Source organism: Sphingomonas sp. Leaf339 (genome assembly GCF_001426195.1).
Lineage (GTDB): Bacteria > Pseudomonadota > Alphaproteobacteria > Sphingomonadales > Sphingomonadaceae > Sphingomonas.
The window spans coordinates 923,261-936,606 of record NZ_LMRS01000001.1 but is presented as its reverse complement, the minus strand read 5'-3'; the positions used below and the strand labels follow the sequence as shown (position 1 = coordinate 936,606).

Annotated in this window: 15 protein-coding genes; 7 read left to right on the top strand and 8 right to left on the bottom strand. The window is 64.2% G+C overall.

The annotated features are described in order from the left end of the window. Nucleotides 1-99 precede the first annotated feature (99 nt). A complete protein-coding gene (locus tag ASG67_RS04420; protein WP_056525688.1) occupies nucleotides 100-1,830 on the bottom strand; it encodes a DUF885 domain-containing protein in 1,731 nt (576 codons plus the stop codon). Between the two features lie 123 nt (nucleotides 1,831-1,953). Here ASG67_RS04420 and ASG67_RS04415 point away from each other — a divergent pair, with 123 nt between their 5' ends. Further along, nucleotides 1,954-2,781, top strand: coding sequence for an alpha/beta fold hydrolase (locus tag ASG67_RS04415; RefSeq protein WP_056525685.1), 828 nt, complete (start codon nucleotides 1,954-1,956; stop codon nucleotides 2,779-2,781). 46 nt (nucleotides 2,782-2,827) lie between these two features. Here ASG67_RS04415 and ASG67_RS04410 read toward each other — a convergent pair whose 3' ends face one another. Together ASG67_RS04410 and eno are read right to left on the bottom strand one after the other, a co-directional pair. Then, nucleotides 2,828-3,151, bottom strand: a complete 324-nt coding sequence (locus tag ASG67_RS04410; protein WP_056525682.1) for an FtsB family cell division protein — start codon at nucleotides 3,149-3,151, stop codon at nucleotides 2,828-2,830. Between the two features lie 2 nt (nucleotides 3,152-3,153). Then, nucleotides 3,154-4,434 carry a phosphopyruvate hydratase gene (gene eno, locus ASG67_RS04405; RefSeq protein WP_056525679.1) on the bottom strand — a complete coding sequence of 427 codons (1,281 nt, stop codon included), beginning with the start codon at nucleotides 4,432-4,434 and terminating at the stop codon, nucleotides 3,154-3,156. 169 nt (nucleotides 4,435-4,603) lie between these two features. Here eno and ASG67_RS04400 point away from each other — a divergent pair, with 169 nt between their 5' ends. The 5 genes from ASG67_RS04400 to ASG67_RS04380 all read left to right on the top strand — a co-directional run bounded on the left by ASG67_RS04400 (nucleotide 4,604) and on the right by ASG67_RS04380 (nucleotide 6,572). Next, a complete protein-coding gene (locus tag ASG67_RS04400; protein ID WP_056525675.1) occupies nucleotides 4,604-5,113 on the top strand; it encodes a hypothetical protein in 510 nt (169 codons plus the stop codon). A gap of 5 nt (nucleotides 5,114-5,118) precedes the next feature. Further along, nucleotides 5,119-5,463 carry a phage holin family protein gene (locus tag ASG67_RS04395; protein WP_235535039.1) on the top strand — a complete coding sequence of 115 codons (345 nt, stop codon included), beginning with the start codon at nucleotides 5,119-5,121 and terminating at the stop codon, nucleotides 5,461-5,463. Further along, on the top strand, nucleotides 5,460-5,771 hold the full coding sequence (locus tag ASG67_RS04390; protein WP_056525669.1) for a DUF3618 domain-containing protein: 312 nt from the start codon (nucleotides 5,460-5,462) through the stop codon (nucleotides 5,769-5,771). Before ASG67_RS04395 ends, ASG67_RS04390 begins: the two co-directional genes overlap by 4 nt. 4 nt (nucleotides 5,772-5,775) lie before the next feature. Beyond that, a complete protein-coding gene (locus tag ASG67_RS04385) occupies nucleotides 5,776-6,270 on the top strand; it encodes a DUF883 family protein (protein ID WP_082543322.1) in 495 nt (164 codons plus the stop codon). 77 nt (nucleotides 6,271-6,347) lie between these two features. Beyond that, nucleotides 6,348-6,572, top strand: a complete 225-nt coding sequence (locus tag ASG67_RS04380; RefSeq protein ID WP_056525663.1) for a DUF4170 domain-containing protein — start codon at nucleotides 6,348-6,350, stop codon at nucleotides 6,570-6,572. Between the two features lie 193 nt (nucleotides 6,573-6,765). Here ASG67_RS04380 and ASG67_RS04375 read toward each other — a convergent pair whose 3' ends face one another. The 5 genes from ASG67_RS04375 to carA all read right to left on the bottom strand — a co-directional run bounded on the left by ASG67_RS04375 (nucleotide 6,766) and on the right by carA (nucleotide 12,701). Continuing rightward, nucleotides 6,766-7,395 carry a rhomboid family intramembrane serine protease gene (locus tag ASG67_RS04375; RefSeq protein ID WP_056525660.1) on the bottom strand — a complete coding sequence of 210 codons (630 nt, stop codon included), beginning with the start codon at nucleotides 7,393-7,395 and terminating at the stop codon, nucleotides 6,766-6,768. Nucleotides 7,396-7,397: 2 nt separating this feature from the next. Continuing rightward, the gene (gene greA / locus ASG67_RS04370; protein WP_056525657.1) at nucleotides 7,398-7,874 is read right to left on the bottom strand and encodes a transcription elongation factor GreA; all 477 of its coding nucleotides are present in this window, start codon (nucleotides 7,872-7,874) and stop codon (nucleotides 7,398-7,400) included. A gap of 71 nt (nucleotides 7,875-7,945) precedes the next feature. Further along, nucleotides 7,946-11,275: a carbamoyl-phosphate synthase large subunit gene (carB, locus tag ASG67_RS04365; RefSeq protein ID WP_056525654.1), complete on the bottom strand. Its 3,330-nt coding sequence runs from the start codon at nucleotides 11,273-11,275 to the stop codon at nucleotides 7,946-7,948. Continuing rightward, nucleotides 11,275-11,508, bottom strand: a complete 234-nt coding sequence (locus ASG67_RS18720; RefSeq protein ID WP_156460626.1) for a hypothetical protein — start codon at nucleotides 11,506-11,508, stop codon at nucleotides 11,275-11,277. Before ASG67_RS18720 ends, carB begins: the two co-directional genes overlap by 1 nt. Continuing rightward, complete coding sequence (gene carA / locus ASG67_RS04360; RefSeq protein ID WP_056525651.1) at nucleotides 11,508-12,701, bottom strand: glutamine-hydrolyzing carbamoyl-phosphate synthase small subunit; 1,194 nt, start codon at nucleotides 12,699-12,701, stop codon at nucleotides 11,508-11,510. The genes ASG67_RS18720 and carA overlap by 1 nt, the downstream gene beginning before the upstream one ends. Before the next feature lie 95 nt (nucleotides 12,702-12,796). Between carA and ASG67_RS04355 the strand changes: the two genes are divergently transcribed. Further along, complete coding sequence (locus ASG67_RS04355) at nucleotides 12,797-13,264, top strand: GatB/YqeY domain-containing protein (RefSeq protein WP_056525648.1); 468 nt, start codon at nucleotides 12,797-12,799, stop codon at nucleotides 13,262-13,264. Nucleotides 13,265-13,346: the final 82 nt, after the last annotated feature.

Sequence of the window (13,346 nt, the reverse complement as noted above, 5' to 3'; positions counted from 1 at the left end):
GTTGAGACAATATCACGCCTTGTGCATGGTGCGCACCGGGATCGCAATCCGCGTGGCGAGCCGGGGGGCGGCATTTTCCGCCCCTTCCCGCCACTTCTGTTAAAACACCGCCCGCGCGGTCTTCTCCCCCATCATTGCCTGTCGGACCAGCGGGATAGGTGGGCCACCGAAGCTGAGGAAGCGGTCGTGGAACGCCTTCCAGCCGCCCCGGCCACCATGCGTCGCGGTCCAGTCGGCACGCAGGCGGCGGATCATCAGTTTGCCCATCGTGTAGTTCAGATAGGCGGGATCATACGTCCCGCGCGCCGATTGCTGGCGGGCGTTGCCCTCGTCCTGATAGCATTGATCGACGAACATCTGGCGCGACTGTTCCTGCGTCATCCCGCGCGCGTGCAGGCCGATCGCCGAAAGGAAACGGCAATCGCGCAGCAGCGCGTTCGACAGCTGGCCGATATGCACCTGTGCACTGCCCTGCCCCAGGCCCGCCTCCCACATCATCTCCTCGCTATAATGCGCCCACCCTTCCGCATAGGCATAGCCGACGAAGATCCGGCCGAAGAGCGACGGCGACCGGTTGGCATGCAGGAATTGCAGGAAATGGCCGGGCATCACCTCATGCACCGACGTGAACAGCAGATCGTCCTTTGCCGGCACGAACGCATCGCGTGTCGCCTTGTCCCACGCGGGATCGGGCGGCGAGATGTAATAGATCGACGGGATGTTGCGCTCGAACGGCCCCGGCGGATCGATATATGCCGGGTTCTGGCGCATATAGGGCGGCGCTTCCTCGACGAGCGCCTGTTCGGTTCCCGGGATCGTGACCAGATCATTGTCGACGACGAAGGCGCGCAGCCGCGGTATCTGGCGGCGCGCCTCCGCCACCGCACCATCGGCGGGCTTGTCCGATTTCATCCGCTTCACGCAGACCGGCACCGTCGTGCCGGGCGCATATTGCGCGCATGCCGCAACCAACGCCGCGCGATTGCGCGCCAGATCGGCACGGCCCGCCGCCTCTACCTGCGCCAGCGGCAGCGTGACGCCCTCGGTCGTCGCCAGCATCCGCGCGAAGCGGGGGGCGCCCAGCGCGAAGTCGCTGGTGGCGCTGGGCCGTTGCTGTTCCAACCAGCCGCCGAGCGAGCGCATCGCCGCCGATGCGCTGGCGGCCGCCGCCTTCAGATCGCGCTGAACGCGGTCGTCCTTCACCTCGGCAAAGGCGCGGACGGCGTCGCCGGTGTAATAATCGGCGAAGCCATTGAACCCGGCCGCGCCGAAATCGGCGAAACTGAGCGGTATCGGCGTCGCCAGATTGGCGCGGATATTGGCGGCGGCGGCGGGTACGGCGAGGAAGAACTTCGTCAGCGCCCGCGCCCGCGTCGTCGCATCGGCATAGTTGCGCGCGATATAGACGTTCGGGTCGAGCCCCGCGGTCATGTACCATTGCGGATTGTGATGGGGCTGGTCGGCGTCTTCCAACCAGAACAGCCGGCCCTCGGTAACCTTGATCAGATAGTCGCGCTCGAACCGGTCCTGCGCCGTCATCCCGCGCACCGGCATCGCCCGTGCCGCGACCAGCGACCGGCGATAGAAATCGCCCAGCCGCTTCAGGCCCGCCGGGCTCCAGTCCTGCACCTGCCCGTCGAGATCGTGCCGCCCCTGATAGATCGCGTAGCCGGGATCGAGCCGGAACAGTTCCTCGACATAGGCGTCGCGGAACCCGCCCCAGCGGCTGGCCGGCGCGGTGGTTACGGTCTTCATGGCCGTTTGCGGTGCCGGTACCGCGCCGGTCAGCGCCAGCCACGCGACGGCGGCGGCCATCCCCCATTTTCTCATTCGTCTCTCCGATTCGTCCCGTGCCGTCATGCTGGCAGGCGCGCCGCATCGACGCCAGCGCGAAGGAACGACCACCGGCGGGCGGACGTTCACCGCCTTGACCGACCCGACTGGAGACGATCGATGCCCTATGTAAAAACCCGCGACGGTACAGATATTTACGTCAAGGACTGGGGCAGTGGTCGCCCCGTCATCCTGCTTCACGGCTGGCCGCTGAATGCCGACAGTTGGGACGCGCAGGCGATGGCGCTGGCCGACGCCGGGTTCCGCGCGATCGCGTATGATCGCCGCGGGTTCGGACGGTCGGGGCAGCCATGGTCGGGTTACGATTATGACACGCTCGCCGACGATCTGGCCGATGTGATGAAGGCGACGGGGGCCGATTCGGATGCTGCGATCATCGGCTTCTCGATGGGTGGCGGCGAGGTTGCACGCTATATGAGCCGCCATGACGGCCAGGGCGTGATCGCCGCCGGCCTGATTTCATCGGTCGTGCCGTACATGCTGAAGACCGACGACAATCCGCACGGGACGCCGCAATCGACGTTCGATCAGATCGGCGACGGCATCAAGGAAGATCGCGCAAAGTTCTTCCGCCACACCTTCGTGCCGCAGTTTTACGGCGTAGGCTTCATCTCCAGCCCGGTCAGCGACGATGTCGTCCATTGGTCGACCAGTCTGGCGATGCAGGCCGGCCTGAAGCCGACGCTGGCGTGCGCGAAGGCGTTCGGCCACACCGATTTCCGGCAAGACCTGGCCTCGTTCCGCGTGCCGACGCTGATCGTTCACGGTACCGGCGACCAGACCGTGCCGATCGACGCTTCCGCCCGCGCGGCCAAGGCTGGCATCGCGAACGCGCAGCTGGTGGAATATGACGGCGCGCCACACGGCCTGAACGTGACGCACAGCGACCGCCTGACGCAGGATCTGCTGACCTTCCTGGGCCGATGATCGGATCAAACGCGCCGGTCACCCTATAGGCGACCGGCGCGCATCATCATTTTGGGTCGAGCGGGACGATCACCTCGTCGGGATGGGTGACGTTCAGTTCCTTGCGGACCATCTCGTCAACCATGTCCGGGTTGGCATGATCCGGGTTCAGCAATGCCACCCGGTTCTTCAACGCCTGTCGCCGCTGGTCGAGCGTGGCATAGTCCCGCTCGCGCTTCATCAGCTGCCGCTTGTAATCGCCATAGGCGAGGACGCCGTTCGGCCCCAGCACCGCATAGATGCCGAAAAACGCCATGACCGCGAGGACTGCCGCCGGCACCGCAGCCCGTCGCAGCGTCCGACGAAAAGCCGACGGTTTCCTCGCGCGCATCGTCAGCCCCCGATCAGCACGTCGCGGCCGGCATAGCGCGCCGCGCTGCCCAACTCTTCCTCAATGCGGATGAGCTGGTTGTATTTCGCCAACCGGTCCGACCGGGCAAGGCTGCCCGTCTTGATCTGACCGCAGTTGGTGGCGACCGCCAGATCGGCGATCGTCGAATCCTCTGTCTCACCCGACCGGTGGCTCATGACCGCGGTGTAGCCAGCGCGTTGCGCCATCGACACCGCCTCCAGCGTCTCGGTCAGCGTGCCAATCTGGTTGACCTTTACCAGCAACGAATTGGCGATCCCCTCGGTGATGCCGCGCTTCAGGCGCTTCGGGTTGGTCACGAACAGGTCGTCGCCGACCAACTGGACCTTGTCGCCGATCATGTCGGTCAGCGCCTTCCAGCCCTCCCAGTCGTCCTCGCCCATGCCGTCCTCGATCGAGAAGATCGGATAGCGGCGGGTCAGGTCGGCGAGGTATTCGGCCATCTCATGGCTCGACAGGATGCGGTTCTCGCCACTGATGTTGTAGCGGCCGTCCTTGTAGAATTCCGTTGCCGCACAATCGAGCGCGATGTGGACATCGTCGCCCGGCGTGTATCCGGCCTTTTCGATGCTCTGCATGATGAAATCGAGTGCGTCGGTGGTGCTGGCGATGTTGGGCGCAAAGCCGCCTTCATCGCCGACCGACGTGTTCAGGCCCTTCTCGCTCAGGCCTTTCTTCAGCGTGTGGAAGATTTCCGAACCGCAGCGAACCGCCTCCAGGATGCTCGACGCGCCGACCGGCACGATCATGAATTCCTGGAAATCGATCGGGTTGTCGGCATGTTCGCCGCCGTTGATGATGTTCATCATCGGCACCGGCAACAGGTGAGCCGACACCCCGCCGACATATTTGTACAGCGGCATGCCGCGTGCATCCGCCGCCGCCTTGGCCGCAGCCAGGCTGACGCCAAGAATCGCATTCGCGCCGAGCCGGCCCTTGTTCTCGGTGCCGTCCAGTTCGATCATCGCCGCATCGAGATCGGCCTGATCTTCGGCGTCGAGACCGACGACCTTTTCGGCGATCTCGCCGTTCACCGCTTCAATCGCCTGATCGACGCCCTTGCCGCCCCAGCGGCTCTTGTCGCCGTCGCGCTTCTCGACCGCTTCATGCGCGCCGGTCGATGCGCCCGACGGCACCGCCGCGCGGCCGAAGCTGCCGTCTTCCAGCAGGACATCGACCTCGACGGTCGGATTGCCCCGGCTGTCGAGGATCTGGCGGGCGTGGAGGTCGATGATGGCGGTCAAGGTGGCTTGCTCCTGGGGCACGCTATGGATGCGCTGTCTTGCGGAAGCGCTGGGTTCTGTTGCGTCCTATATCGCGGGGCTCGCATCGGCAATCGTTGCGCGCACGTTGCATGCAGGGAACCGGCGCGGACAAGACTTGTTGAACCGACGAATAACAAGGACGCTCATCATGCCCGACCACGATCTGAACCCGATGACCGACGGCGATACCGTTGCCAGCCACGATCTGCGACCTGCCGCGCCGCTGAAGAATGCCAGCGCCGCAGCCGACGAGCTGATGGGCGACAAGACGCTGTCCGCCCGCACCGCCGATGCCAAGCAGGCGATTCGGGACGGTGCCGGCAAGGTCGGCCAGCAGGCCACGGAAAAGCTCCGCACGCTGGCCGATGATGGGAAGGCGAAGGCCGGCACGGTGCTGGATCAACTGTCGCAACTGCTGATCGACGCCGGTGCGCAGGTGGATGAGGGGATCGGCGCACAATATGGCGAATACGCGCGATCCGCAGCGGGGCAGGTATCGGAGTTCGCCGAGACGGTTCGTAGCAAGAACATCGACGACCTGATCGAGGATGCCCGCGATCTGGTGAAGGCCAGCCCGGCCGTTGCGGTCGGTGCCGCTGCCGCGATCGGCTTCGTCGTCGCTCGACTGATTCAGTCGGGCGTGGATACGCAGGATTGACCTCTTTGCCGCCCCTGATCGAAGAAGACGGGATCACGACGTTGATCGGTCGGCTGGTCGATGACAGTCGACATGTGGTGTCCGCTGAAATCGGCTTGTACAAAGCAAAGGTGTCCGAACGGATTGCAGCCTACAAATCCGCAGTCGCGTTCTTCGCGGTCGCCGGTGTGCTGGCACTGGCAGCGCTGATCGCGCTGCTGGTGGGGCTCATCATGTCGCTCACGCCGCTCGTCGGTCCGTGGCTGGCGACCGGCATCGTCGTAGTAGTCGTGCTTGCGATGGCGGGCAGTCTAGCCTTTATCGGCAAGGGCAAGCTCGCTGCGCCGATCCTGCCGGAGCGATCGGTATGAGCGATCCACGCCTCGATCTCGTCGCCGCAGAATTGCAGGCGGCCGAAGCCCGCGCCCGTTTGTCCGGCACCGTTGCCCAGCTTCAAGGTCGGCTGGACCCGAAGGTCATCGCCGATGATGCTCGGCAGGCCGGTCTAGATGCCGTGAGCGCCGGCGTCGATGGCGCGAAGCGTCATCCCGGCGTCGTCGCCGGCGCGATGGCAGCGATAGGATTGCTGTTCGCCCGTCGACGCATCGCCGGGGCTCTGGATAAGCGTCGTGTCAGCCGTCCGGTTCCCGCTTCCCCGATTACCCGTTCAAAGGATTGAAATGATGAGTGATACCCCTCACCGCCCCCATGACGGCGTCAAGACCGATACCGATACCGATGCCGCATCGAGTTACGAGCAGGTTCGCGAAACGGCCTCGCGCGTTTATCATGACGCGCGGGACCGTGCGGCGGACGTCTATGATTCGTCCAAGCGCGCGACCAAGGATGTTGCGCATCGCGCCGCAGATGAGATCGAAACCAATCCCTTCGTCATGTTGATTGGTGGCATTGCCGTCGGGGCGCTGGTCGGCGCGCTGCTGCCCCGTTCGGCAAAGGAAAAGGAGCTGCTCTCGCCAATCGGGCGTAAGCTCGGTGACAGCGCCCGCCAGGCATTTGCCGCAGCGCGTGAGGCGGGCAAGCAGGAGCTGGATCAGGCGGGCCTGACGACTGGCGCAGCGCGCGAGCGTGGACAGGCGCTATTCGACGGCGTGCTGAAAGCGATGTCGAGCGCCAGCGGTGCGGCCGCTCAGGCTGCCAAGGGCAGCACGCGGGGCTAACTTTCGGTGCCGGGGCGACGTGTGGATGTCACGTCGCCCCATTGCCGCATGCTGCGGCGCACCGTAAAAGGCGGAACATGAGCAAACTTCATCTCGTCTTCGGCGGTCGTGTCAGCGATCCCCGCACTCTTGACTTCGTCGATCCCGGCAAATTGGATGTCGTCGGTATTTTCCCCGACTATGCCAGCGCGGAGAAAGCATGGCGCGCCGCTGCACAGCGTACGGTCGACGATGCCGAGATGCGATTCGTCGTTGTGCATCTGCACCGGTTGCTAGAGCCGGACATGATCAAGCCAGCATGATCGACACGAGGGCGTCCTCCGGAACGCCCTTTTGTTGTCTTGTGCCTAAAGACGGGCTTGCAGATCGGCATCACGGTTGGGTGCCGTTCAGTCGGAGAAACGTCAGTCAACCGACGCCTCCTGCGAAGCTTTGGGCTGCTTCGCGTGATGATTACGACAATCGATCTTTAGCCGAAATGTCTGCCGCAAGCAGTCACGCCCGGCGGTAGCGCCAGCCCAGCAGCGGGCGCGCCAACAATACGCCAGCCACGAACCCGCCGATATGCGCGCCGATCGCCACTGATACGCCGCCCATGCCAGCTAGCCCGATCAGCAACTGAATGCCGATCCACGACGCCGCCAACCACGCAACGTGCATGATATAAGCCGGGATCGGGCCTAGCCGCTTCGCGCGCCGTTGCCCGAACAAGATCGCATAGGCACCGATGATCGCGGAAATTGCGCCGCTCGCCCCGATCATCGGTTGGGCGGAGAGCGGTTCGAACGACCATTGCACGGCCGCCGCCGCATAGGCGCCGATCAAGTACAGGACAACAATGCCGCCGGCGCCCAGCACGCGCTCGGTCTGCTGCCCGCAATAGACGAACATCAGGATGTTGAAGCCTAGATGCATCCAGCCGCCATGGATCAACGTCGCACTGAGCGGCGTGAGCCATAGCGGCGCCATGAACAGATGGCCGGGCGGCGGCGCGCCTTCGAACCGCAACGGAATAAAGCCCCAGCCGACCGCTGCCGTCGGCAACGTTCCGCTAAGGATTAGCAACGCCGACACGAGAACGGTGGTGGCGGCGATCGCCGCGGTTGCCCGCCCTTCGCGCCACATCGTCAGATGAATTCGATCTTGGACACGACGTAGTAACGATCGCCCGCAGGCACCGACACCTCGACATCCTCATCGACCTTGCGGCCGATCAGCGCGCGGCCCAGCGGCGAATTGTAGCTGATACGCCCGGTCTTCGCGTTCGCCTCGGTCTGACCGACGATCTGGTATTTCACCGGCTTGTCGTCATCATCGAGCAACGTTACGGTCGCGCCGAATACCACCTTGTCTCCGGACAGGTCGCGCGGGTCGATGATCTGCGCCCGGCTGAGCTTATCCTCGATATCCGAAATCGTGGCCTCATTCTGGCCCTGCTGCTCCTTGGCGGCGTGATATTCGGCATTTTCCGACAGATCGCCATGCGCACGGGCTTCCTCGATCGCATCGACGATATGCGGCCGCTCGGCTTTCAGACGCTTCAGCTCCGCGGTGAGCGTTTCGTAGCCCTCCTGGAGCATCGGCATCTTTTCGACGGTCGCCATGTGTAGTCCCCAATTCAGTCTATCCCCGAACGACCCGTCAGGGTCGCCCGCACATCACGTTACTTTCGGGATCAGTTGTGCGACTGCGAATAATAGGACTGCAAGGGCCGTACTTCAAGCACGCCCGCACCGGTCGCGATCGCGTGTGCTGCCTGCACGCTCGCGGGAGCGGTCGTGAAATACGGGATGCGACCCGCCAGCGCGGCCTGACGGATCGGTTTCGAATCCTTCAGCGACTGCCAGCCCTCGGTCGTGTTGAAGATCAGCGCGATGCCGCCATCGGCGATGCGATCGACGATATGCGGTCGCCCCTGCGCCACCTTGTTGATCCGCTCGACCGCCAGGCCGGCCCTTTCCAGATAATCAGCGGTACCGCCGGTCGCGACGACGGTGAAGCCCTTGTCGATCAACTCGCGCATCGCTGGCACGATCTGGGGCTTGTCACCATCCTTCACGCTGACGAACACCGCGCCTTCGGTCGGCAGGATCGTGCCGGCGCCTAGCTGCGACTTGGCGAACGCGGTGGTGAAATCCGCCGCGATCCCCATGACTTCGCCGGTGGACCGCATTTCCGGTGAGAGCACTGGATCGACACCGGGAAAGCGGTTGAAGGGGAATACCGCCTCCTTCACCGCGACGTAATCAATATGGCGATCGATCGGAGGCAGGTCGCGCAGCTTCTCACCCGCCATCACCCGCGCGGCGATTTTGGCGATGGGCACGCCGATCGCCTTTGCGACGAACGGCACGGTGCGTGACGCACGTGGATTGACCTCGATCAGATAGACCTTCCCGTCCTTTACCGCGAACTGGATGTTCATCAGGCCGACGACAGACAGCGCGTGCGCCAGTGCTTCGGTCTGGCGTTCGATCTCGGCGATGATTCCGGCGGACAGGCTGTAGGGCGGGATCGAGCAAGCTGAATCGCCGGAATGGACGCCCGCCTCCTCGATATGCTGCAGCACGCCCGCGACCACCACGTCCTCGCCATCGCAGATCGCGTCGACATCGACCTCGATCGCGTCGCGGAGATACTGGTCGATCAGAACCGGTGCATCGCCAGATACTTGGACGGCGGTCTGGATATAATTCTCAAGCTGCGACGGGCCATCGACAATCTCCATCGCGCGACCACCCAGCACAAAGCTCGGCCGCATCAGCACCGGATAGCCAACCCGGTCCGCGACGATCAGCGCCTCGTCCCGGCTGCGCGCGATCCCGTTCGATGGCTGGAGCAGGCCCAGCTTGTTGATGAGGGCGGCGAATTGCTCGCGATCCTCGGCAAGATCGATCGCGGCCGGCGTGGTGCCCAGGATCGGGATACCGGCGGCTTCGAGCGCGCGCGCCAGATTGAGCGGCGTCTGGCCCCCGAACTGCACGATCACGCCGACCAGCTCGCCGCGCGACTTCTCGACATCGAGGATCGCTAGAACGTCCTCAGCGGTCAGCGGTTCGAAATACAGGCGGTCCGACGTGTCGTAATCGGTGCTTACCGTCTCCGGATTGCAGTTGACCATGATCGTTTCGTAGCCGGCATCCGCCAGCGCAAAGCAGGCGTGGCAGCAGCAGTAATCGAACTCGATCCCCTGCCCGATCCGGTTCGGTCCGCCGCCAAGGATGACGACCTTGCGGCGGTCCGACGGCATCGATTCGTCCTCGGGCTCGCCAAAGGTCGGCGCCTCATAGGTCGAATACATATACGGCGTCTTCGCGTCGAACTCGGCCGCACAGGTGTCGATCCGCTTGAAAACGGGGCGCACGCCCAGCTTCAGGCGATGCGCGCGTACCTCGTCCTCCGTCACGCCGCCGGTCATCGCCTTCACGACTTCGTGGATCAGGCCCGATCCGCGCGCGATACCACGCGTCATGCCGCGCAGATTGGCGGATTGCAGCGCTAGCCAGGCGAGTCGCTTGTCGCTGAAGCCCATCGCCTTCAGGCGGCGCATGCCGGGGGCGTCGATCGGCAGGCCGTGTTCCATCACCTCGGCCTCCGCCGCGACGATCTCGGCGATCCGTTCCAGGAACCAGGGATCGTACTTGGCGATCGCGTGGACCTCGGCGACGGTGAAGCCTTCGCGTAACGCCTGCGCCGCGACCAGCAGGCGGTCGGGCGTCGGCGAGGCGAGCGCCGCCTCGATCTGGCCGCGCGGTGCGCCGACCAGTGAGTCGACATTGTTGAACCCGGACAGGCCCGTTTCCAGACCGCGCAGCGCCTTCTGCATCGATTCGTGGATGTTGCGGCCGATCGCCATGACCTCGCCGACCGACTTCATCGCGGTGCCCAGCGTCGGCTCAGCGCCCTTGAACTTCTCGAAGGCGAAGCGAGGAATCTTGGTGACGACGTAATCGATGGTTGGTTCGAACGAGGCCGGCGTAGCGCCGGTGATGTCGTTCTCGATCTCGTCGAGCGTGTAACCCACCGCCAGCTTCGCCGCGACCTTGGCGATCGGGAAGCCAGTGGCCTTCGACGCCAGCGCGGACGAGCGCGACACGCGCGGGTTCATCTCGATGACGATCAGGCGGCCGTCCTTCGGATTCACCGCGAACTGTACGTTGGAACCGCCTGTTTCCACGCCGATTTCACGCAAAACCGCGATCGATGCGTTGCGCATGATCTGGTATTCCTTGTCGGTCAGCGTCAGCGCTGGCGCAACGGTGATCGAGTCGCCGGTATGGACGCCCATCGGATCGACATTCTCGATCGAGCAGATGATGATCGCGTTGTCCTTGCGGTCGCGCACCACCTCCATCTCATATTCCTTCCAGCCGAGGAGCGATTCCTCGATCAGGACTTCGGTCGTCGGCGACAGGTCCAGCCCGCTGCGGACGATCGCGAGGAATTCAGCGCGGTTATAGGCGATGCCGCCGCCCGAGCCGCCCATCGTGAAACTGGGCCGGATGATAGCGGGAAGCCCAACCTTCTCAAGGCCGTCCAGCGCTTCCTTCTCGGTATGCGCGATGGCGGAGCGGGCGCTTTCAAGACCGATGCGATCCATCGCATCGCGGAACTTCAGCCGGTCTTCCGCCATGTCGATCGCATCAGCGTCGGCGCCGATCATCTGCACGCCGAACTTTTCCAGCGTGCCGTCGCGGAACAGCGCCAGCGCGGTGTTGAGCGCGGTCTGGCCGCCCATGGTCGGCAGAACGGCGTCGGGCCGCTCCTTCTCGATGATCCTGGCGACGACGTCCGGCGTGATCGGCTCGACATAGGTGGCGTCTGCCAGCTCGGGATCGGTCATGATCGTGGCGGGATTGGAGTTGACGAGGACGATGCGATAGCCCTCCTCCTTCAACGCCTTGATCGCCTGCGTGCCCGAATAATCGAACTCGCACGCCTGACCGATGACGATCGGCCCCGCGCCGATCACGAGGATGGAGGAGATGTCGGTGCGTTTGGGCATTAGTTGTCCTCGAAAGGCGAGCCGCCGATCACGCCGATGATCGGGGAGTGTTCAATGCAAAAAACGCCGGCACTCACCGAAGCGTCTGGATAAAGACGGTGAGGAGATTCGATCAGGGCTGCACCATCGTGACGAGGTGTAACGACCACCGGCTTATCAACTGCACGTCGAAAATCACGCAAGGCCGCTCCAACGCAATCTAGTTTGATACGGAAGCGAGCGACCTCCAGCATCAGGTCGCGTCCTTCAGCGAGGTTACAAACCGCTCGAACAGATAGAAGCTGTCTTGCGGCCCCGGCGATGCCTCGGGGTGATACTGCACCGAGAACGCCCGGCCACCGTCGATCTCCAGACCCGCGTTGGAGCCATCGAACAGCGACACATGCGTCTCCGTCACGCCGGCGGGCAGGCTGTCGCGTTCGACCGAGAAGCCGTGGTTCATGCTGGTGATCTCGACCGCACCGTCGCTCCGACGCTGGACGGGGTGGTTCGCGCCGCGATGGCCCTGGAACATCTTGGTCGTCGTCGCGCCGACCGCGAGACCGAGTAGCTGGTGACCAAGGCAGATACCGAACAGCGGCAGCTTGGTATCCAGCAACTGGCGGATCACCGGCACGGCATATTCGCCGGTCGCAGCGGGATCGCCGGGACCGTTCGACAGGAAGATGCCATCGGGCTTGAGCGCCATCACCTGATCGAAACTGGCGGTGGCGGGAAGGACGGACACCTTCGCGCCCGCCTGAACGAGGTTGCGGAAGATATTGCGCTTGCTGCCATAATCCAGCGCCACGACGTGCGGGCGATCGCCCTGTTCGTCGTCCGCATAACCGAAACCGAGGCGCCAGAGGCCGCCCTGCCAGCCATAATGCGTTTCGGTCGATACGGTCTTGGCGAGGTCCATGCCCTCCAGACCCGGCCAACTGCGCGCCATATCAAGCAGCAGGGCGAGATCGAACGTCCCCGTCGCCGAATGAGCGATCACGCCGTTCGGCGCACCGCCCGTTCTGATCCGCCGTGTCAAAGCGCGTGTGTCGATACCGGCGAGACCAATGCGCGCATGGCGGCGCATCCAGCCGTCGAGATTCTCCATCGCGCGGAAGCTTGACGGCGCGGTCGGGTATTCGCGTACGATCATACCCAGCGCGTGGGTGGCATCCGCCTCCACATCGTCGGGATTCGCGCCGACATTGCCGATATGCGGGAAGGTGAAGGTAATCATCTGGCCCGCGAAAGACGGGTCGGTCATGATCTCCTGATAGCCGGTCATCGCGGTGTGGAAGCACACCTCACCGACCGCTTCCCCCTCGGCGCCGAAGCCACGGCCCCAGATCACGTCACCATTGGCGAGGACGAGAACGCCGGTCGCGCCCTCTGGCTGCGGGGGCGCGGATGCGACGGGCGCGGCAAATGTCGTGGCGTCGGCCATGATGCGGCGGGCACTCCTTTGGATCAGCGATGTCGCTAAGCCCCGCCCGCTAAAGACGCCCACCCTCGCCGTCAATCTGCTATGGGCCGCGCATCATGATTCGAGACGACATCAAATCCGCCCAGATCGCCGCCATGAAGGCCGGCGACAAGGAAACCCGCGCCGCCGTGAGCCTGATTCAGGCCGCGCTGAAGAATCGCGACATCGAGGCCCGTGCCCCGCAAAGCCGCGAAGGCGTGGCCCCCGCCGACGACGACGCGCTGGTCGTCGAGGTGCTGCAGAAAATGGTGAAGCAGCGCCGCGAATCGTTCGCGATGTACGAACAGGGCAACCGGCCCGAGCTGGCCGCGGCGGAAATGGCCGAGGTCGCGGTGATCGAACGCTTCCTGCCGACGCGCCTGACCGACGAAGAAACCAGCGCGGCGATCGAGGCGATCAAGGCCGATCTGGGGGCCACGGGGATGAAGGACATGGGCCGGGTGATGGCGGAGCTGAAGGCGCGCCATGCGACGGCGCTGGATATGAGCATGGCGAGTGGATTGGTGAAGGCCGCTTTGGCGTAAGGAAAACGCCCCTCTCGCGAGCGGGAGGGGAATTAAGGGAATGGTTGCTCTTCTGCCGTAAACCCGACATAGGCGTTATAAA